The following is an 18,545-nucleotide window of genomic DNA, read 5'->3' as shown; positions in this document are numbered from 1 at the left end:
GATCAGGTCCGGCTCTGGGCGGCGCGGCGGGTTGTACGGGGCCGGTCGGGGCCGTCAGCCGAAGCTGATGTCGAGGCTGCCGAGACGGCGCAGCCCGCTGTAGAAGTGGGTGGGCGAGGTGCCTTCGGTGACGCGGTACGCGGGGATCCTGGAGTGCCATTCGCGCAGCGCGATGGCGAAGATGCGGCGGGCCAGGTTCTCGCCCAGGCATCGGTGGGCGCCGATGCCGAAGGAGGGAACGCGTTCCTGGGGGCGGTCGAAGTCGATCTCGTCGGGGTTCTCGAACACTTCGGGGTCCAGGCCGGCCATGCCCCAGGAGAGGAAGACCCGCTCGCCCTTGTGGAGGGTGATGCCGTGCCGTTCGACGTCCTGGGTCAGGACGCGGGCGGTGGACATGACGGGTTCGTGGCGGGCGAGTTCGCCGACGATGGCGGGGAGCTTGTCGGGGGTGGCGCCCGCGACGCGCGCCTGGAGTTCGGGGCGCTCGGCGAGCTGGAGGAAGGCCAGGCCCAGCATGGCGTTGGTGATGTCGAGGCTGGCCATCATGGAGTCGACGAGTGCGTTGACGAGTTCGTCGTCCGTGGGGGTGCGGCCGTCGTAGGTGGACTCCAGCAGCCGGCTGATGACGTCCTCGCGTCCTGCGGTGCCCTCCGCTCGGCGGCGCTCGACGGAGGCGCGAATGAAGTCGTGCAGGGGGGCGGCGGCGTCGAACAGTTCCTCGTCCGAGGTGGCGTTGAGCCAGTTGCGCTGCACCCAGTCGCGGCGTTCCAGCAGTTCGGGCAGTTTTTCGCGGCCGACGCCGAAGGTGATCAGGAAGGATTCGGCGGGGAGTTTGAAGGCGTACTCGTCGATCAGCTCGGTGCGGCCCCGGGCCACGATCGCGTCGACCAGACCGGCCGCCGCCTCGGTGATCTGCGGGGTGAAGTGGTCGACGAAGGAGGTGCTGAAGACGGCGTCGAGGGTGCGGCGCCATTCGGTGTGCTCGGTGCCGTCGAGTTCGATGGGGATGCGCTTGTGCCGGAACATCGTGCGGTAGGGGATGGTGGGCTCGTCGCTGGAGAAGATGTCGGGGTGGTGGGCGGCCCATTCGATGTCGTCGAGGCGGGTGAAGATCCAGAAGCCGCCGAACTCCTCGGACCGTACGACCGGCCCGTGCTCGCGCAGCTCCTTCCAGAAGGGGATGGGATCCTCCTGGAGCCATGGCTGGAAGACGCTCCATCGACGGATCCGTTCCTCCAGCTCCTTCGGCGCCTGGGCCGCTGCCTCGTCCTTCTGCACCGCTTCCGGCATCTCAGCTCCTTGTGATGTACGTGCCGTTCATCCGCGTGGTTCCACCCTGTGCGGCGCGGCTAAGCAGCGCCTTCACGGGCGCTAAGGGACTTCTTGGCGCGGCCTAAAGCCGGGTTCGGCGGGCGCCGGCGCGGGGGCGCGGCGCGGGGAGCTGAAGCGGCGCATCATGGGGCGCTCGACGAACGCGTGCAGGGCGGCGGCGGCCAGCACGGTCGCGGCGAGGGCGAGCAGCAGCAGTCCGATGCCGGCGGGCAGGCCGTAGACGTTCTCGGTGCCCAACCGCTGTCGGCCCCAGATCAGCAGCATGCCGTGCATCAGGTAGAAGGCGTAGGAGATCTCGCCGAGCCAGACGGCCGGGCGGCTGCCCATCAGACCGGTGCGGCCCTCCCGGTCGGCGGTGGCGGCCGCGGCGACCAGGAGCGCCAGCGGGACGATGGTCAGCGCGTTGAGGCCGTAGATGTACGGCAGTCGCATGCCGGCGAGGTAGGCGACGAGGACCAGCGCGGCGGCGGGGAGCGTACCGAGCCGGATCCACCGGCCGGTCAGCACGATCCGGGCGAGCAGCATGCCCAGGAGGAAGTCCAGGGCGCGCACCGGCGGGAAGGTGTAGATCAGCCAGAACTGGACCAGGCCCATGGGCTGGCCGTCGGGCATCGCGGGCGTGGCGGGTACCGCGAGGGCCACGATCAGGGTGACGCCGACGATGGCGGTCATGGTGCCGATGGCCCACCACCACAGCCGTTCGGGGCGGATCCGCCGGATTCCGCGCAGCAGCAGCGGGAAGGCGAGGTAGAAGAAGACCTCGCACGCGAGCGACCAGCTGAGCGGGTTGCCGCTGAAGAGGTTCTCGTACCGCGGCCACCAGGTCTGCACGAGCAGCAGATTGGGAACCACTTCGGTCCAGTGCAGCGCCGGGACGATGAGGACGGCGGCGAGCAGGAACGTGACGACGTGGTTGGGGTAGATCTTCACCAGTCGGCGGCGCAGGAAGCGGCGTGTGGTGTCGCCCGGCCGCACGGCGATGGTCAGGACGAATCCGCTGAGGACGAAGAAGAAGGCCACGCCCATCTGTCCGGTGTTGATGAACAGATCGTGGAAGACGCGCACCACGTCGGGGTCGGCGAAGACATTGGTGTAGATGGCGTGGTGGAGGAAGACCAGAGCGGCGGCGACGAAGCGCAGTCCGGTCAGGGAGGGCAGCCGGCTGACGGGGGCCGGTCCGGCCGGCCGCTCGCCGTCCCGTTCGGTGGATTGCTGCACGGACATGCTGCTCCGCCCCTCCCTGTCGCTGCCGGTCTGCTGTCGGCACCCACAGTGGAGGGGCGGGCTAAGCCCGGCCTTCGCTCACGCCAAAGCCGGGCTTGCGCACGGGGTCGCGGGTGGATCAGACGGCGGCGCCGGCCGCTTCGTCGTGAGCGGCCTGCTGCTTCTTGGTGCTGATGGCGAGCAGGGCCACGAGGAGGACGGCGGCGCTGAAGATGACGCCGGCGGTGAAGGCCGTGGAGATCGCGTCGGAGAGCACGAACTTCTTCGCCTCCTCCACGGTGGAGCCCGCCGGGACGTTCTCGGCGGAGTTGCGGGTGGCGGTACCGAAGACGGTGACGAGGATCGCCAGGCCCAGCGAGCCGCCGATCTGCTGCATGACGTTGACCAGGCCGGAGGCCGCGCCGTTGTCCTCGGGGGCGACGGCGGACATGGCCGTGGCGGTCGCGGGGACGAAGAGCAGGCCGAGTCCGACGCCGAGCAGCAGCATCGGGCCGAGTACGCCGGAGAGATAGGTGCTGTCGGCGGAGATCCGGGTGAACCAGGTCATGCCGACGAGCATGATGGCGGCGCCGGTGGCGATCAGCGCCTTGGGGGTGTAGCGGGCGATCAGCTTGGTGGAGGCCTGGGTGAAGCCGAGGATCGCGACGGTCAGCGGGAGGAAGGCGATGCCGGCCTTGATCGGGCTGAAGCCCAGGACCTCCTGAAGGAACTGGGTCAGGAAGAACCACATGCCGAGCATGCTGGCCACCAGCAGCAGCATGATCAGGTACGAGCTGGCGCGGTTGCGGTTGGCGAACAGCCGCAGCGGTGTGATCGGCTGACGGGCCTTCTGTTCGATGGCGACGAAGACCGCGAGGAGCACCACACCCAGCGCGATGGCGCCGAGGGCCAGTCCGTCGCTCCAGCCCTCCTCGGAGATACGGATGAACCCGTAGACCAGGGCGGTGACACCCGCGGTGGAGGCGAGCGCCCCACTCAGGTCGAAGCGGCCGGCGATGCGCTCGGAGTTGCGGATGGACAGGGCGCCGAGCAGCACCAGGGCGCCGATGGGGACGTTGATGAACAGCACCCAGCGCCAGGAGACGAGTTCGGTGAGCAGACCGCCCAGGATCAGGCCGATCGCCGTACCGGCGCCGGAGACCGCTGCGTAGAGGCCGAAGGCACGGTTGCGCGGCGCGCCCTCCTCGAAGTTGGTGGCGATCAGCGCGAGCGCGGTGGGTGAGGCCAGGGCGGAGCCGAGGCCCTGGAGCGCGCGGCAGGCCAGCAGCCAGCCCGCGTTCTGGGCGAAGCCGCCGAGCAGTGAGGCGGCGGTGAAGATGGCGATGCCCGCGATGAAGACCTGCCTTCTGCCCAGGATGTCGCCGGCCCGGCCGCCGAGGAGCAGGAGTCCGCCGAAGGCGAGGGTGTAGGCGTTGATGAGCCAGGAGCCGCTGGTGGCGGAGAGGTCCAGGCTCTCCTGGATGTCGGGCAGGGCGATGGTCACCACGGTGGTGTCGAGGATGATCATCAGCTGCGAGATGACGATGACAGCGAGCACGAGGCCGGTGCGCTGCTTGACATCGGGTGAGCCACCGGCGGCCGGTGACACCTTGGATGTCGGGGTGGTCGACATCGAATTACCTCCAACGGACAACACGTAACGGAGAAGCGGGAAGTGCGGCGCGGGGGGCGTGCCCGGCACTGACGTCATCGGCAGCGCGGCGGCGCTGCGCCGCAGGGCAGACCTGAGGAGCGCGATGCGGGTGGAGGGGCTGGACGCTGCGCAATAATCTGAGGAACCCTCCGGTTAGGTAGCATACGGAGGCAGCCTCCGATTCGCAACCGGCTCAGGAGAGTTCCGATGACCCCATCCCCCGCACCGGACACCCCGTCCCGCCCCCAGCGGGCCGACGCCCGCCGAAACGGCGAACGACTGCTGACCACCGCCAGGGACGCCTTCGCCGAGTACGGCACCGATGCCCCTCTGGAAGAGATCGCACGCCGGGCCGGTGTCGGCATCGGCACCCTCTACCGCCACTTCCCCACCCGGCAGGCGCTGCTCCAGGCCGTCCTGCACGACCGCCTCGAAGCGCTGCACAGCGAGGCGGTCCCGCTGCTGGACAACCCCGCCCCCGCCGACGCGCTGCTGGGCTGGCTCCGGTCGGTGGCGCTGCACGCGACGAGATACCGGGGGCTGGCGGCGGCGCTGCTCCTCGGTGTACGTGACGAGGACTCACCGCTCTCCCCGTCCTGCGGCGCGGTGCTCACCGCCGGAGCCGAACTCCTCCACCGGGCACAGCGGGCGGGCCAGATCCGGCCGGACGTCACCGCGGCCGACCTCTACACCCTGGCCAACTCCGTGGCCTGGGCGGCGGAGGAGACCAGCACGTCCAGGAGCGAGAGCGGACCACTGGCCGCACGGCTGCTCACCCTGACCATGGAGGGGCTGCGCACGCACTGAGCGCCGAAGGGCCAGGACCCTCCGGACAGCACAGGGCCCCTGCCCGAAGGGGGAGACGGGCAGGGGCACTGCGTACAGGGGGTGGCCTACGGCCAGTTCGCCGGCGTTCTACCCGATCTGCGCCTCGGCGTCCGCCTGCGGGCCGCCGCCGATACCCTCCGGGGCCAGCGTCTCGGCGAGCAGTTGATAGGAGCGCACCCGTGCGCTGTGGTCGTGGACCGAGGTCGCGATCATCAACTCGTCGGCCCCGGTGCGGGCCAGCAGTTCGACGGTCTGTTTGCGCACGGTCTCCGGCGAGCCGATCAGCTGCGGGCCGAACAGCTCCCGGATCAGCGCGTTCTCCGCGCTGGAGTACGTGTACGCGGCCGCCTCCTCGGGGCGCGGAAAGAGCCCGTGGGGGTTCTGTCGGCCACGCGCCGTGAACAGTTTCACCGGCCCGGCCAGCCACTCGGCCTCGTCGTCGCTCTCCGCCACGATCCCGAATCCCGCGAGGATCGCGTGCGGACGGTCGACATGCGCCGAGGGACGGAAGGCGTCGCGGTAGGCGGCGAGCGCGGCCTCGGCCGCGTGCGGGCTGAAGTGGAAGGCGAACGCGAACGGCAGTCCCAACACCCCCGCGAAACGCGCGCTGTTGGGGCTGGAGCCGAGCATCCAGATGGGCGGCTGGTTCTCCTGGGCGGGGATGGCCGCGATACCGGAGGCGGGACGGCCGGGGCCGGAGGAGGTGAAGTACTCGACCAGCTCGGCGATCTGCTGGGGAAAGTCGAAGGCCGCGTCCCTGCGCAGCGCCCTGGCGGTGACCGGGTCGGTACCCGGCGCCCGCCCGATGCCCAGGTCGATCCGCCCCGGGTGCATGGCCTCCAGGGTGCCGAACTGCTCGGCCACCACCAGCGGCGGGTGGTTGGGCAGCATGACGCCGCCGGAGCCGACGCGCAGGGTGCTGGTCAGGCTCGCGACACGGCTGATGAGAACGGCCGGCGAGGAGGTGGCCAGGCTGGGAGTGTTGTGATGTTCGGCGAACCAATACCGCGTATAGCCCAGCCGCTCCACCTCCGGGGCGAGGGCGAGGGAGCCGCGCAGGGCCTGCGTAGGAGTGGACCCTTCGAACACCGGGGCGGTGTCGAGCACGGACAGCGGTATTCGCCGCGATTCGCTCATATCAGTGTCTCCGTCAGTACGGCATGCGGTCGGGGTGCTTGGCGAGGTGCGCGTCCGCCCGGGCCGGGGCATGGAACGGGCTACCGGGGAAGCTCGTCCCATAAGCCGGGGAACGCGACTTCGAGCCTTCCCGAAGGACTATACGGAGGCATCCTCCGCTTGACAATGGTGGTGGCGCCCCGCAATCAGGAGAGCGTGGGGACATTCCCGCTGTGCGCCCCCCACGCACCACTGGGCAGCCCCGCCGACGGGGCCACGACCAGCGGCTTGCGATGGAAGGCCCGGCGGTAGCTGATCCGCCAGCCCTCGGGGGTACGGCGCAGCACATCGCGGTACTCGCCGTTGCTCACCGAGCCGTCGGGCCCCACCGCCAGAAAGCGGCTGCGCGCCCGTACCGTGCCGTCCTCGTCGACCAGCACGACCGGATCGAGCGTGTGATGGTCGGCCGCCGCCCCGGTGCGCAGGGCCACCAGACCACGGAAGGTCTCCCGCCCATGGATGGGCTCGGGGTCGGACTCGCCCTCCCCCACGGGGTCGATGACCACGTCCTCGGTGACCACCAGATGCAGCGCGTCCAGTTCCATGTTGTCCATCACATGGGTGAACAGGCCCAGCACCTGATGGATCTCGACGACATCGGCCGCGGATATCTTCGGCACAGGGGTCCTCCTTGAGAAGTCATGGCTGACGGGTTGCCGACGTAACGGTGGGACGCCGTGGGTCATTTCTGCCGCATCCGCTGCCGGCGCGTGACCAAAGGGCGGAAATGATCGGTCATTTGCCCAGAATCCCTTCCCACAGCACCAGTTCGTCCGCCGTCAGCGGCTGGTCGCCGCAGAGCCGCTCGGGGTGCCCGTCCGGGGGCCGCGCCAGTCTCGGCGCCGGTCCGCGCGCGGCACCGCCCGGGCAGTCCGGCTCCCCGCATCCCGGCGTACCGCACGTGCCCGGACAGGTCTCCAGCGGAGGCAGGCCGAAACCCGTCCACCAGTAGCCGCCGAGGCCGATCAGCCCACGGCCCGTCGCCGCCGCGAACGAATCCCACCAGGCGCGCAGGCGACCGAAGTTCCTCATCGGCTCCCCCTACGCCCGCGCCCGGCCGGCGGCGAACGGGGTCTCCGGCTGGGGCAGGGCCGACAACAGCTCCTTGGTGTACGGCTCCTGGGGCGCGCGGAACACCTCCTCGACGGCCCCGTGCTCCACCACCCGGCCCGCCCGGGTGACGATCACCCGGTCGCTGGTGTGGTAAATCACCCCGAGGTCATGGGAGATGAACACCAGCGAGACACCGAGGTCGGCACGCAGACCGTTGAAGAGATCGAGGATCTGTGCCTGGACCGACACATCGAGGGCCGAGACCGGCTCGTCGCAGACGATGACCTCGGGCTCCGGTGCCAGCGCGCGGGCTATCGCGACCCGCTGGCGCTGACCGCCGGAGAGCTGCCGGGGGCGCCGGCCGAGCAGCCCCGCGTCCAGGCCGACCCGGTCGAGCAGTTCGGCGGCACGGTCACGGCTCGCGCGTGCCGACCGGCGCCCCGGGGCGCCCAGCGCCTCCCCGAGGATCCGCTCGACGGTATGGCGTGGGTCGAACGAACTCAGCGGATCCTGCTGGACGAGCTGAATGCGGCGGCGCAGCGCGCGACGCTCGGACTCGGGCCGCCCCGACCACGGGCGCCCCAGCAGCCGCACGGTTCCGGCGTCCGGCTCCAACAGCCCCATGACCAGCTGCGCGAGCGTCGACTTGCCCGACCCCGACTCCCCCAGTACGCCCAGGGACTCGCCCGCGCGCAGGACGAACGAGACCTCCCGCACGGCGGTCCGCACCGTCCGGCCGGGTCCGCGGTATCGCTTGGTGACTCCGTCGACCTCCAGGACCGGCGCCCGCTCACCGGCCGGGGTGACGGCCCGGAGGGGCAGCGCCCGGTCGGCCTCCGGCACCGGCAGCACACGGCCGAGGTGCAGGCACCGTGCGAGCCGGCCGGGCCCGGCCGGCCGCGGGGGCGGCTCGGCCTCCCGGCACTCGTCGGTGACCAGCGGGCACCCGGCGGCATAGCGGCAGCCGCCGGACCGTGCCGTCCCGTCGGCCGCCGCGTGGCCGCGGAGCACCGACAGCCGTGCGCCCTTGGGCCGCCGGGCGGGCACCGAGGCCAGCAGTTCCCTGGTGTACGGGTGGGCCGGCGCCCCGAGCACCTCTTCGGCCGGGCCCTCCTCGACGAAGACGCCCTGGTACATCACGGCGATCCGGTCGGCCAGTTTCGCCACCACCGCGAGGTCATGGCTGATCAGCAGCACGCCCGTACCCGCCGTCTTCTGCTCCGCGAGCAGCTCCAGGATCCTGGCCTGCACCGTCACGTCCAGCGCCGTGGTCGGCTCGTCCGCCACCAGCACGGCCGGCGCGGCGGCCATCGCGGACGCGATCAGGGCGCGCTGCCGCAGCCCGCCGGACAGCTCATGCGGATACTGCCGGGCGCGCAGCTCGGGCTCGGGCACACCGGCCCGCGTGAGCAAGCGGGCCACCTCCCGCCCGCGCGCGGCGCCCCGCAAGGCGGTGTGGTTCCCCAGCGCCTCGCCGACCTCCGCGCCGACCCGCCGCAGCGGGTCGAGGGAGACCAGGGCGTCCTGGAGCACCAGCCCGATGCCACGACCGCGCACCGCGCGCCAGTCACGCGCGGACAGGGCGGTGATGTCCCATGGCGCGGCCCCCGCCTCGGGACGGGCCAACTCCAGGCGGTCCGCCCGTACATGGGAGCCGGGCCCGGTCAGTCCGACCAGCGTGCGGGCGGTGACGCTCTTGCCGGATCCCGATTCCCCGACGATCGCCAGGCACTCCCCGGCGTGCAACGTGAAGCCGATACCGCGCACCGCGTCCGTACGAACGCCCCGGGCCTCGAACGACACCCGCAGCCCTTCGACGGTGAGCAGCGCGGCAGGTCCTCGGCCCGCCGCCGGCCGCTCGCTCTGGCTAGACATCGGTGAGTCTCCCCTCGAAACGGTGCTGCAGCCGGCGGCCGACGACATTGAGGGCCATCACCGAGACGGCCAGCGCCGCTCCGGGGAAGAACGCCGCGAACCAGGCGCTGTCCAGGAAGTCCCGGCCCTCCGAGAGCATCACGCCCCACTCCGGCGCCGGTGGCTTGGGCCCCATGCCCAGGAAGCTGAGCGAGGAGCCGGCGACGATGGCGGTGCCGACGTTGACCAGCGAGAGCACCATCAGTGGCGGCAGCGCGTTGGGCAGCAGATGCCGCAGTGCGATGTCCCAGCCGGGCCTGCCCAGCGTCACCGCGGCCCGTACGAAGTCGGAGCGGCGTACCACCAGCGCCTGGCCCCGGGCGAGCCGGACGTAGCCCGGCAGCACCGAACAGCCGATCGCCAGCGTGGCGTTGAAGGAACTGGGCCCCAGCACCGCCACCATCAGCAGCGCGAGCAACAGCCCGGGGAAGGCGATGAGGACGTCGGTGACCCGCATGACGCACTCGTCGACGACCCGGCCGCCGGTGGCCGCGAGAACCCCGAGCAGCCCTCCGGCCACCACCGCGAACACGGTGGCTCCGACCCCGATGGAGAGCGAGGGACCGGCTCCGTACACCACCCGGCTGAAGACGTCGCGGCCGAGCTGGTCGGTGCCGAAGAGATGGTCGCCGCTCATCGGCGCGAGGGCGTTCGCCGGGTCGACCGCCTCGGGGTCGTAGCCCGCGAGCAGGCCGGGCGCGAACGCGGCGACGACCAGCAGGACGAGAAGGGCCGAGGCGAGTACGGTGCCCGGCCGGATCCGGCGGGTGCGCGGCCGGGGCAGCGCGGATACGCGTGGCAGGGCCGTCATGCCGTCACCTCCCGTACGCGCGGGTCGAGGACGCGGTAGAGGCCGTCGACGGCCAGGTTGATCAGTGCGAAGACCAGCGCGGAGACCACCACGGTGCCGGTCACCACGGGCAGGTCCCGGTTCTCGATGGCGGTGGCCAGGATCCGGCCGACGCCCTGGCGGCTGAAGACCGTCTCGATGATCACCGCGCCCGTGAGCAGGGACCCCACCGACCAGCCCGCCAGGGTCACCATCTGCACCATCGTGTGCCGCAGGGCGTGCCGGACGCGGATACGGGTCTCCCCGGTACCGCGGGCGCGCGCGCTCAGCACGAAGGGTTCCTCCAGGGCGCGTTCCATGCCGTCGCGCATCACCTGGGCGAAGACGCCGACCATGCCGAGGGCCAGCGTGACCGCGGGCAGCACCAGCGCTCCGGGTCCCCCCTCGCCCGCGATCGGGAAGATCCGCAGCCGGAAGGAGAACAGGCTCAGCAGCAGGACGCCGACCCAGAAGCTCGGACTGGAGGTGGCGGCCAGTTCCAGCAGCGAGGACAGCCTGCGTACGGCGGGGCGGCGGCCCGCCGTGGCGATGGCCAGGGCCAGCGCCGCCACGAAGGCGAGGCCGAATCCGGCCAGCGCGAGTTCGACGGTGGAGCCGAGCTGAGTCGTCAGCAACTCCGATACAGGGCTCTGGTGTTGGTAGGAGGTGCCGAGGTCGCCCTGGAGCAGCCGGCCCAGGAACATCCCGTACTGGACCACCAGTGGCCGGTCGAACCCGAGGTCGTGGCGGACCTGGGCGACCAGCTCCGGGCTGGACATCGTCGGTCCCAGCATGGTGCGGACCGGGTCGCCGGGCACGAGATGCAGTGCGAAGAAGGCGAGAGTGGAGGCGCCGAACACGACCAGCACGGACAGTGCCAGCCGTCGCACGAACCAGCGTGCGGGTCCGCTCACGCGCGCCGCTCTCCCTCCTTCGGTCCCGCCTTTCATCGCTCCTCCAAGGTGACGTCGTAGAACCGCGGGTATGCCTGGCCGTCGGCGGTGATGCCGCGGACCCGGCCGGAGCTGCCCACGAGGTGGGCGGGCACATACATCGGGATGACGAAGGCCCGGTCGACGAGGTAGCGCTGTGCCGCCCGGTATTCGGCGGCCCGGGACTCCGGGTCGAGGGCGGTGAGCCCGCCGTTGAGCCAGCGGTCCAGCTGCCGGTCGGCGGCGTGGAAGATATTGCCGCCGCCCTCCAGCGGCTTCTGGTCCGAGGCGAAGTTGGTGCGCAGGATGTCGGCGTCGGCGCGGATGTTGCTGCTGGCGTAGATGTCCAGCCGGCGTTCGAGGACTTCGGTCGTGTACGTGCCGACGTCCTTCGTCGCATAGTCGATCTTGATGCCGGCCTCCTTGGCCTGCGCCTGGATGCCCTGGGCCAGGCTGTTGCGCTGGGCGGCCTGGAGGGTGGCGGTGGCGGGCCAGCGCAGGGTGAGCGTCCGGCCGTCCTTGGTGCGGTAGCCGTCCTCGTCCCGCCCCGTCCAGCCGGCCTCGTCCAGCAGCCGGCCGGCCCGCCCGGGGTCGTACGCCCAGGAGTCACGGGTCTTCGGTTCGTATCCCGGCGTCGACGGGCTCAGCGGACTCCAGGCCCGCCGGTACTGGTTGAAGTGGACCGCCCGCACCAGCGCGCCGACATCCACCGAGCTGCGCAGCGCCTGCCGCACCCGTTCGTCGGCGAGCGGTCCGCCCTCGGTGTTGAGGAAGAGCGCGTAGACCCCACCGGGTGCTTCGAAGCGCTGGTAGCGCAGGTCTTCGTCGCTCTTGAGGGACTTGACCCGCTCCGGTGGCACCGCGTCGATCACATCGGCCTGCCCGCTGGCCAGCGCGCCGTAGCGCACACTGTTCTCGGCGATGAAGGCGACGGTGATGCCGTCGATCCGGGCCGGCCCGGTGTGCCGGGCGGAGGCCGGGCCCCACTGGTACCCCGGGAACTTCCGCAGCGTGATCTCGCGTCCCTTGGTCCAGCCCGTGAACCGGAACGGTCCTGATCCGACCGGGGTGGTGCAGAGCCGGCCCTTGTTCTCGCGGATCGAGCGCGGCGACTGGATGCCGAGGTAGGCGGTGCTCAGCGCCTGCAGGAACGCGGCGTTGGGCCGGCTGAGCGTGATCCGCACGGTGTGCTCGTCGACCGCTCTGGCACCGGTGTAGCCCTTGATCAGCCCCGCCGCGTAGTTGGACTTGGTCTCCGGGTCGACCGCGTGGTCGAGGGTGGCCTTGACCGCCGCCGCGTTCACCGGTGTGCCGTCGTGGAAGGTGACGCCTGCCCGGAGGTGGAAGGTGTAGGTCAGGCCGTCCCCCGAGCTGGTCCATCGCTCGGCCAGCCATGGGTGGACCGTCCCGTCGGGCGTGATGTCCACCAGCGAGTCGAAGATGTTCCGGTCCACCAGCGCGGTGACATCCATGGGGCTCACCTGTGGGTCGAGACACTCCGGTTCGGCCTCCACCGCGACCCTCAGCCCCGTCCCCGCCGTCCGTCCGCTTTCCGTGCCGCAGCCGGTGCCCAGCGCACCGGCGAGCAGTGCGAGCGCGAGCAGGGTGCCGGCCCGTCTGCCGCCGGCCGGCGAGCGCCCCAAGGTCCATTTCCTCATCTGCCTGATGGTGGGCAGCGCTTCTAAAGCCGGTCTAAGGGCGGTTATTCGGCCACGAAGGTGCGGTGGCTCCAGAGGAAGACCGGCACTTCCTGACCACTGACCACACGGGACTCCGCGGACGGCAGGAAGTGCTCGTAGCGGTTTCCCTTGAAGAGCTTGAAGGTCTGCCGCGGGTCGCTGACCCGGACCAGTCGCTCGGGCTCCGGGACGCCTTCCAGGGGGCCTCCGCACAGCAGGACACTGACCTCGTTCACGGACATCCGAATGCTCCTTCCCGCGCGGCCTCACCGCGGCGGCTGGACCTGTGAGGACGAGGAACAGCGTGCCCAAGAGACCTAAAGCGGTTCTTACCGTCCTTTTGCCGCCCATAGCGTGTGCGCAGGGGCAGTTGACCGAGACGGCCCACGCACCCGCGGCCGCACCGCGTCAGCCGCGGAATCCGCCGTAGCCGCCGCGGTAGAAGAGCAGCGGTCCGTCGTCACCGACCGGTCCCGCCTCCATCGCATGGACCTGGGCCACGACGATGACGTGATCGCCCGCGGGATGTTCGGCCCTCACCGAGCATTCGAGGCGGGCCAGCGCGCCGGTCAGTACGGGCAGGCCGCCGGGCGTGACCGTCCAGTCCAGACCGCGGAATTTGTCGCCCCCGCTGCGCGCGAGCTGGGCGCAGGCGGCCCGCTGACGCTCCGCCAGTACGTTGACGCAGAAGCGGCCACCTCGGCGTATGCGCGGCCAGGTCGTGCTGGTGTGCGCCACACACAGGGAGACCAGAGCCGGCGAGAGCGAGACCGAGGTGAAGGAGTTGGCCGCCAGGCCCACCGGCTCACCACCGAGCGGATCGCGTGCGGTCACGGCGACGACGCCGGTCGCGAAGTGCCCCATCACCCGCCGGAAGTCGGCCGGGTCCACGGAGGCGTCCGCCTCGGGTACGCGCAGCGCTGAGGATCGATGGTTCGGCATGCGGGTCCGCCCTTCGTCATCGCCGGACGCATGGCGCGCCCACTCTTGACATCGCATGGCCCCACAATACGGAGGCTGCCTCCGTTTTTCAATGGGCCGGTGCCCCGGCTGTCGGCACCGGCCCCGCGCGGGCCGCTCAACGCGCCACCGTGGCCATGCGGGCCACGGCGCCGCGCAGCGCGCGGAAGAACTCCTCGGGCGCCTCGGGCGACTCGGGCGACTCGCGGAAGAAGAAGTGCCCACCGGGGACCCTGTGCAGCCGGAAGCCGGCGAGGGCATGCGACTCCCAGGCCGCGGCGTCCCCGGCCGGCAGCAGCGGATCGTCCACCCCCGAGAACACCTCGACCGGGCAGGCGAGTGGCGGCAGCTCCGTACGGTCGTAGCCGGTGCAGACCCGCAGGTCGTCACGGACCTGATCGGTCGCCGCCGTCAGCCAGTCCGGGTAACGCAGCATCATCTCGGACATCCCGCCGATACGGACGAGCACCCGCGCCATCTCCTCGTCCGACATCGCCTCCGTGGAAGCCAGGACGGCGGGCAGATGCGGCGCCGGACAAGCGCCCACCAGCAGCCGTTCGGGGAGGCGTTCACCGCGCCGCTGACGCGCCAGCGTCAGGTTGTAGGCGACCGCGCCCCCCATGCTGTGGCCGTAGAACGCGAACGGTGCGCGCAGCGCCGGGCCCAGTACCCGGTTCAGTACGCCGGTCAGCTCGGCCATGTCCGTGATCCGCGGTTCCCTGGCCCTGGTCTCGCGGCCCGGGAGCTGAACCGGCAGCACCACCACATCGGGGCCCAGTTCCCGCTGCCAGGAGGCATAGGCCGTGGCGCCGCCGCCCGCGTGATGGAAGCAGAACAGCCGGAGCCTGCCGTCGTCCGGCGGCGACGCGGCGAGATAGTTCTCGAATCCGGCGCCGACCGGGGCGGCTCCCCCGCGGCCCGCCCCGGTCATGCGCCCGCTCCGGCCGGCCGGCGCCGGGCGCTCCGCAGCCTCAGCAGGGCGGCGAGGGCCACCCGCTGGAGGTTGCGTACCCGGCGCATGCGCAGCACCGACAGAACCGTCCACAGCCGCGCCTCGACGGCGTAGTGGGGTGATCCGTGCACGTCGTCGTTCTCCAGGAGGTCGAGATGGCGCAGCTGCCGGCGCAGCCGGACGGTCTCCCCCGGCGGGATGATCTCGTCCCGCCGGCTGGCCAGATAGGCCACCGGGATGTCCAGCGAGGCCAGTTCGGAATCCGTCAGGGCCCAGTCGGTCATCCGGGCCAGGGCCTCTTCTCCCTTGGTCCCGGCGAGCCGGCCGAGGGTGTCGACGGTGACCCGGGGCAGCGTCCGGTGCCACCGCGTGTCGGTGAAGAAGTCGCTGACCGGGGCGCCCGAGGTGACGATGCCACGGATCCGGCGGTCGTCCAGGGCGTGGCGCAGCGCCAGATGACCGCTGAAGCTGAGCGCGACGGCGTAGGTGTGCCGGACATCGGCGCGGTCGGCCAGCGCGTCCAGCACGGCGCCGAGCATCCGCGGGCTGTCCGCGTCATAGCGCAGGGTGTTCTCGCCGACGCCGGGCATCTCGGTGACGACCATGGCCATACCGAGCCGGCGGGCCTGCACCAGGACCGGTGCCCACTGCTCCTTGATGGTGACGATGCCGCCCATGAACAGCAGCAACGGCCGCGGCGCGGACCGCGACAGACCGGACGTCCAGCAGCGCACCCGCTCGCCGTCCAGTTCCACGTCCAGCCGCCGGATGTCGGGATGGTCCTGCCGCCACCGGTCGAAGACACGTACGCAGTTGTCCAGGGCCGCGCCGCGAGCGGCGCCGTCCACGTACGGGAAGCGGGCCATGTTGTAGTAGCGGCAGGCCTCCAGGAGATCGCCGCCCCGCTCCAGCTCGGCGGCGTCCCGGCTCCACTCCGCGGCCCATGAACCGGTCGCGCCGTCATGGTCGTTGTCGATCCGGCGGAGCAGCGCCCGGCAGCGTTCCGGGTCGAGGTTCTGCGCCCGGGTGTGCACGATCACGAACTCCTTGAGCTCGTCGATGTCGTTCACCTTTCGCCTCCCTTCCCGGCCGCCACGGCCGGCGCCGGCGCGGCGGGCGTGGCGTCCTCCTGGAAGCCCTCCAGCGCCGTCTTGATCTCGCCGAGGATGTCGGCGGCCTCCGCGCCGTCGATCACCCGGTGGTCGAAGGCGAGGTTGAGCCGCATGACCGGGGCGATCCGCACGGCGTCGCGGCGTACGACGGGCCGGTCGGTGACCCGGCCGAGGCCCAGTGTGAGGGTGGTGCCGCCGACCGAGTGGAACCCGTCCACCGGCCGGTGACCGAGCGAACTGACGGCGAGCGTCCCGAACTTCCCGGCACGCCGGGACAGCGGCCGTACCGTACGGGCGTAGGCCAGCCGCGCCACCGGCCAGGGCAGCCGGTGCAACGTGCGGACCCCGGCGAACTCGGGTTGCGTCGCGGGGTCGCCGTCGCGGTAGTGCTCCACCTGTCGCTGGATCTCGTGGAGAGCGGTCTCCTCCAGCCGCGGCAGCACAGCGGCCAGCACCACCCGCCGGCCGCCGACACGCTTGTCCAGCGCGATCTTTCCGCTCACCGACGAGTAGCGGGCGATCCTCGGCAGCAGCCTGCCGTGGATGGCCGCGTTGGCCTCGGGGTGCGCGGCGAGCACCCGGGACGCCACGTACAGCACATAGCTGAGCGTGGAGACCCGGCGGCCGGCGGTGCGGTGCTCCTCGATCCGGGTCATATCGACCTCGGTGTCCAGGAACACCGGCTTGTGGCCGCGTATCTCGTCCAGGAAGTAGAGGGTGTGACGGCGCTGCCGGGCGACGGGCGCGGTACTCATACGGCCACCGCCAGCCGGTACACCGCCGCGAGGCTGCCGGCCTCCAGCACATCGGGGATGGAGATCGCGCGGCCGGTCCGCTTCTCCAGAGAAGTGATCAGCCACAGCAGATGCAGCGAGTCCCAGCCCGGCAGTTCGTCCAGGCTCCGCGTGGCGTCCTCGGGGCCGATCGGCAGCCCCAACTCGTCACGCAGCAGCGCGATGAGCTCCTCGATACTGTTCACCAGGCGTCCCTTTCGAAGCTCTCGGTCAAACTGATGTGGTCCGGCACGGCCGGTGGACCGACGAGGCGGTGTACGAAGAACTCCGTCGCATCGTCGTCGTCCATGGCCCCGGCGGGCTCGCCCGGCTCGGCGAGCGCGGCGCGGTCGACGGGGGTGAACCCATGACGCGGATAGAAGTCCTTGACCACGCCGTTCTTCAGCGTTTTGCGGTACGTGCCGACGACGGCGCGGGCCCCGGAGCGGGCGGCCTGCCGCAGTACGGCCGCCAGGCACGCCTGCTCGATGCCCCGGGAGAAGACCCGGCAGCTGAGCAGGAAGTTGTCGATGTGCACCCGCTCGCCGACGGTCCGCGTGAAGACCACGCCCACCAGCCCGTTGTCGCCGAACCGGTCGGCTGAGTGGATGGCCAGCACCCGGGTGTCCGGGCCCTGGGCCAGTTGCCGTACCTCCGCCTGCTGCAACCGGCGGGTGGTCAGATTGAACTGGTTGGTGCGCAGGGTGATCTGGGAGACGCGCGGCAGCTCCCGCTCGGCCACGGCCGCGAGCCGTACCGTCACCCCCAGTTCGCGCAGATAGTCGTCGAGGGAGGAGAAGGTGTGCAGAAAGTCCGCGCGCACCAGCTCTTCGCGGTACTTCTCGGTGCGTCCGCGGTCCGCCTCGGTGACCTCGCGGGTGTCGAACCAGCCGTCGGCCAGCAGCCGAGCGGCGTGCAGCGCCGGCTCGCCGTCCACCGCGACCACCGCGACCTCCGGCAACTCCCTCGACACCAGGCCGCGTTCGTAGGGGCTGTCGTCGATGAACACGAAGCTGTCGGCGTTCAGGTTGAGCGCCTGGGCCAGCTCCCTGATGTTCTCCGACTTGGGCCGCCAGTTGGCGACGACGCGTACGAAGTCGTCCTCGCACAGCACCATGTCCGGGTGGTCGCGCAGTACCTGGCGCACCGTCTCGGCCTCGTTCTTGCTCACCGCGGCCAGCAGCACGCCCTGGTGGGTGAGCTGTTTGACGACACGCTGGAAGGACCGGAATGCCTCGCCCCGGTAGCTGCCGGCCACCTCGATGCCGTCCGGCCCCTCCTCGCCGAGAATCCCGCCCCACAGCGTCTCGTCCAAGTCCACGACCAGGACCTTCTTGGTACGGCCGAGCAGCCCGCGGGCCAGGTGCGCGGCCTCGCGGGCGTAGCGGGCCAGCAGTTCCGTGGACAGATGAGCCTTGGCGTAGACGCTCATCCGGGGGTCGCTGACCGGCACGCCTTCGGCGATCAGTGGATCGAGGTCGAATACCACGACGGCCTGGTTGCGCTCGGCCAGCCTCAGCAGCCGGGCGTTGGCCTCGCGCCAGACGGCACCGAGCACCGCGCGCGAGCGGTGGTCGACGAGCTGGGCGGCGAAGGAACGCGGCAGCGGCAGGGTGTTGAGCAGCAACGTGCCGCGGCCGTCCGCCTCGAAACGGGCGGCCAGCTGCTCGATGAGGTGCACCTTGTCGTCCAGGGCCCGAGCCACGTCCGCCGGGGTCCACGGCAGTGGCACCTCGTCGAAGACGACCTTCGCGTCGAGTACGCAGGCGACCAGGTCCGGCGTGGCCGCGTACAGCGCGCTGCCGGGGTCCGCGAGATCGAAGACATAGGAGTCGAAGTCGCCGACGAACGGCCGCAGCAGCACCCCGTGCCGGGCGAGTTCCACGGTCAGCGCGGGGACGAAGGACGAGAGTGTGCCGTGGCCGGTGACCGCGATCGTGATCGTCGGCTGGCCGGGGTGCGCCCGCAGTACCTCGTCGGCGTCGATTCTGCTCAGAAGCTGTCCGGCGGGCAGCAGTTGGTCCTCGGACAGTTCCTTCAGCAGTCGGGGCAGCTCACGGTAGGCGGCGGCGAGACGGCCCGAGCGGGACAGGGAACGCAGCTCCTCCGCCGCCTCGGCGGGCCCGGTGATCGCGGTGGTGGACACGC

18 protein-coding genes are annotated in these 18,545 nt (G+C 71.2%); 1 reads left to right on the top strand and 17 read right to left on the bottom strand.

Features of this window, described 5'->3' with window-relative positions:
- Nucleotides 1-54 precede the first annotated feature (54 nt).
- From ACFRKB_RS00440 to ACFRKB_RS00430, 3 genes are all read right to left on the bottom strand, one after another.
- Nucleotides 55-1,290: a cytochrome P450 gene (locus ACFRKB_RS00440; RefSeq protein ID WP_383101980.1), complete on the bottom strand. Its 1,236-nt coding sequence runs from the start codon at nucleotides 1,288-1,290 to the stop codon at nucleotides 55-57.
- A gap of 81 nt (nucleotides 1,291-1,371) precedes the next feature.
- Nucleotides 1,372-2,556, bottom strand: a complete 1,185-nt coding sequence (locus ACFRKB_RS00435; protein WP_383101979.1) for an acyltransferase family protein — start codon at nucleotides 2,554-2,556, stop codon at nucleotides 1,372-1,374.
- 118 nt (nucleotides 2,557-2,674) lie between these two features.
- Complete coding sequence (locus ACFRKB_RS00430; RefSeq protein ID WP_383101977.1) at nucleotides 2,675-4,168, bottom strand: MFS transporter; 1,494 nt, start codon at nucleotides 4,166-4,168, stop codon at nucleotides 2,675-2,677.
- Between the two features lie 228 nt (nucleotides 4,169-4,396).
- Between ACFRKB_RS00430 and ACFRKB_RS00425 the strand changes: the two genes are divergently transcribed.
- The gene (locus ACFRKB_RS00425) at nucleotides 4,397-4,996 is read left to right on the top strand and encodes a TetR/AcrR family transcriptional regulator (RefSeq protein ID WP_383101976.1); all 600 of its coding nucleotides are present in this window, start codon (nucleotides 4,397-4,399) and stop codon (nucleotides 4,994-4,996) included.
- A gap of 108 nt (nucleotides 4,997-5,104) precedes the next feature.
- Here the strand turns inward: ACFRKB_RS00425 and ACFRKB_RS00420 are convergent, their stop codons facing one another.
- The 14 genes from ACFRKB_RS00420 to ACFRKB_RS00355 all read right to left on the bottom strand — a co-directional run bounded on the left by ACFRKB_RS00420 (nucleotide 5,105) and on the right by ACFRKB_RS00355 (nucleotide 18,543).
- Nucleotides 5,105-6,154, bottom strand: a complete 1,050-nt coding sequence (locus tag ACFRKB_RS00420) for an LLM class flavin-dependent oxidoreductase (protein WP_383101974.1) — start codon at nucleotides 6,152-6,154, stop codon at nucleotides 5,105-5,107.
- A gap of 185 nt (nucleotides 6,155-6,339) precedes the next feature.
- Entirely contained in the window at nucleotides 6,340-6,813 is a 474-nt protein-coding gene (locus ACFRKB_RS00415; RefSeq protein WP_383101973.1) for a nuclear transport factor 2 family protein, read from the bottom strand.
- A 115-nt stretch (nucleotides 6,814-6,928) separates the two neighbouring features.
- Entirely contained in the window at nucleotides 6,929-7,225 is a 297-nt protein-coding gene (locus ACFRKB_RS00410) for a DUF6059 family protein (RefSeq protein ID WP_383101971.1), read from the bottom strand.
- A 9-nt stretch (nucleotides 7,226-7,234) separates the two neighbouring features.
- The gene (locus ACFRKB_RS00405; protein WP_383101970.1) at nucleotides 7,235-9,121 is read right to left on the bottom strand and encodes an ABC transporter ATP-binding protein; all 1,887 of its coding nucleotides are present in this window, start codon (nucleotides 9,119-9,121) and stop codon (nucleotides 7,235-7,237) included.
- Entirely contained in the window at nucleotides 9,114-9,971 is an 858-nt protein-coding gene (locus ACFRKB_RS00400; RefSeq protein WP_383101969.1) for an ABC transporter permease, read from the bottom strand. Before ACFRKB_RS00400 ends, ACFRKB_RS00405 begins: the two co-directional genes overlap by 8 nt.
- Nucleotides 9,968-10,903: an ABC transporter permease gene (locus tag ACFRKB_RS00395; RefSeq protein WP_383101967.1), complete on the bottom strand. Its 936-nt coding sequence runs from the start codon at nucleotides 10,901-10,903 to the stop codon at nucleotides 9,968-9,970. Before ACFRKB_RS00395 ends, ACFRKB_RS00400 begins: the two co-directional genes overlap by 4 nt.
- Before the next feature lie 32 nt (nucleotides 10,904-10,935).
- Nucleotides 10,936-12,579: an ABC transporter substrate-binding protein gene (locus ACFRKB_RS00390; RefSeq protein ID WP_383101966.1), complete on the bottom strand. Its 1,644-nt coding sequence runs from the start codon at nucleotides 12,577-12,579 to the stop codon at nucleotides 10,936-10,938.
- A gap of 44 nt (nucleotides 12,580-12,623) precedes the next feature.
- Nucleotides 12,624-12,842, bottom strand: coding sequence for a DUF5988 family protein (locus ACFRKB_RS00385; protein WP_365977102.1), 219 nt, complete (start codon nucleotides 12,840-12,842; stop codon nucleotides 12,624-12,626).
- Between the two features lie 166 nt (nucleotides 12,843-13,008).
- On the bottom strand, nucleotides 13,009-13,542 hold the full coding sequence (locus tag ACFRKB_RS00380) for a flavin reductase family protein (RefSeq protein ID WP_383101965.1): 534 nt from the start codon (nucleotides 13,540-13,542) through the stop codon (nucleotides 13,009-13,011).
- A gap of 136 nt (nucleotides 13,543-13,678) precedes the next feature.
- On the bottom strand, nucleotides 13,679-14,491 hold the full coding sequence (locus ACFRKB_RS00375; protein ID WP_383101964.1) for a thioesterase II family protein: 813 nt from the start codon (nucleotides 14,489-14,491) through the stop codon (nucleotides 13,679-13,681).
- Nucleotides 14,488-15,582, bottom strand: coding sequence for an alpha/beta hydrolase (locus ACFRKB_RS00370; protein ID WP_383101963.1), 1,095 nt, complete (start codon nucleotides 15,580-15,582; stop codon nucleotides 14,488-14,490). The genes ACFRKB_RS00375 and ACFRKB_RS00370 overlap by 4 nt, the downstream gene beginning before the upstream one ends.
- Entirely contained in the window at nucleotides 15,579-16,379 is an 801-nt protein-coding gene (locus ACFRKB_RS00365; protein ID WP_383101961.1) for a 2-oxo acid dehydrogenase subunit E2, read from the bottom strand. The genes ACFRKB_RS00370 and ACFRKB_RS00365 overlap by 4 nt, the downstream gene beginning before the upstream one ends.
- On the bottom strand, nucleotides 16,376-16,603 hold the full coding sequence (locus ACFRKB_RS00360; protein ID WP_383101960.1) for an acyl carrier protein: 228 nt from the start codon (nucleotides 16,601-16,603) through the stop codon (nucleotides 16,376-16,378). Before ACFRKB_RS00360 ends, ACFRKB_RS00365 begins: the two co-directional genes overlap by 4 nt.
- Nucleotides 16,600-18,543 carry an HAD-IIIC family phosphatase gene (locus ACFRKB_RS00355; protein ID WP_383101959.1) on the bottom strand — a complete coding sequence of 648 codons (1,944 nt, stop codon included), beginning with the start codon at nucleotides 18,541-18,543 and terminating at the stop codon, nucleotides 16,600-16,602. Before ACFRKB_RS00355 ends, ACFRKB_RS00360 begins: the two co-directional genes overlap by 4 nt.
- Nucleotides 18,544-18,545 lie beyond the last annotated feature (2 nt).

The sequence above is a fragment of the Streptomyces scopuliridis genome (genome assembly GCF_042790125.1).
Lineage (GTDB): Bacteria > Actinomycetota > Actinomycetes > Streptomycetales > Streptomycetaceae > Streptomyces > Streptomyces scopuliridis_A.
The sequence above is the reverse complement of the archived record's forward strand: the minus strand, read 5'-3'. Positions and strand labels throughout refer to the sequence as shown.

What these genes read in the sequence shown, in the direction of transcription:
- ACFRKB_RS00425 (WP_383101976.1), top strand. Translation starts at nt 4,397, where the DNA reads ATGACCCCATCCCCCGCACCGGACACCCCGTCCCGCCCCCAGCGGGCC.
- ACFRKB_RS00405 (WP_383101970.1), bottom strand. Translation starts at nt 9,121, where the DNA reads ATGTCTAGCCAGAGCGAGCGGCCGGCGGCGGGCCGAGGACCTGCCGCG.
- ACFRKB_RS00385 (WP_365977102.1), bottom strand. Translation starts at nt 12,842, where the DNA reads ATGTCCGTGAACGAGGTCAGTGTCCTGCTGTGCGGAGGCCCCCTGGAA.
- ACFRKB_RS00420 (WP_383101974.1), bottom strand. Translation starts at nt 6,154, where the DNA reads ATGAGCGAATCGCGGCGAATACCGCTGTCCGTGCTCGACACCGCCCCG.
- ACFRKB_RS00430 (WP_383101977.1), bottom strand. Translation starts at nt 4,168, where the DNA reads ATGTCGACCACCCCGACATCCAAGGTGTCACCGGCCGCCGGTGGCTCA.
- ACFRKB_RS00410 (WP_383101971.1), bottom strand. Translation starts at nt 7,225, where the DNA reads ATGAGGAACTTCGGTCGCCTGCGCGCCTGGTGGGATTCGTTCGCGGCG.
- ACFRKB_RS00400 (WP_383101969.1), bottom strand. Translation starts at nt 9,971, where the DNA reads ATGACGGCCCTGCCACGCGTATCCGCGCTGCCCCGGCCGCGCACCCGC.
- ACFRKB_RS00440 (WP_383101980.1), bottom strand. Translation starts at nt 1,290, where the DNA reads ATGCCGGAAGCGGTGCAGAAGGACGAGGCAGCGGCCCAGGCGCCGAAG.
- ACFRKB_RS00390 (WP_383101966.1), bottom strand. Translation starts at nt 12,579, where the DNA reads ATGAGGAAATGGACCTTGGGGCGCTCGCCGGCCGGCGGCAGACGGGCC.
- ACFRKB_RS00435 (WP_383101979.1), bottom strand. Translation starts at nt 2,556, where the DNA reads ATGTCCGTGCAGCAATCCACCGAACGGGACGGCGAGCGGCCGGCCGGA.
- ACFRKB_RS00380 (WP_383101965.1), bottom strand. Translation starts at nt 13,542, where the DNA reads ATGCCGAACCATCGATCCTCAGCGCTGCGCGTACCCGAGGCGGACGCC.
- ACFRKB_RS00375 (WP_383101964.1), bottom strand. Translation starts at nt 14,491, where the DNA reads ATGACCGGGGCGGGCCGCGGGGGAGCCGCCCCGGTCGGCGCCGGATTC.
- ACFRKB_RS00365 (WP_383101961.1), bottom strand. Translation starts at nt 16,379, where the DNA reads ATGAGTACCGCGCCCGTCGCCCGGCAGCGCCGTCACACCCTCTACTTC.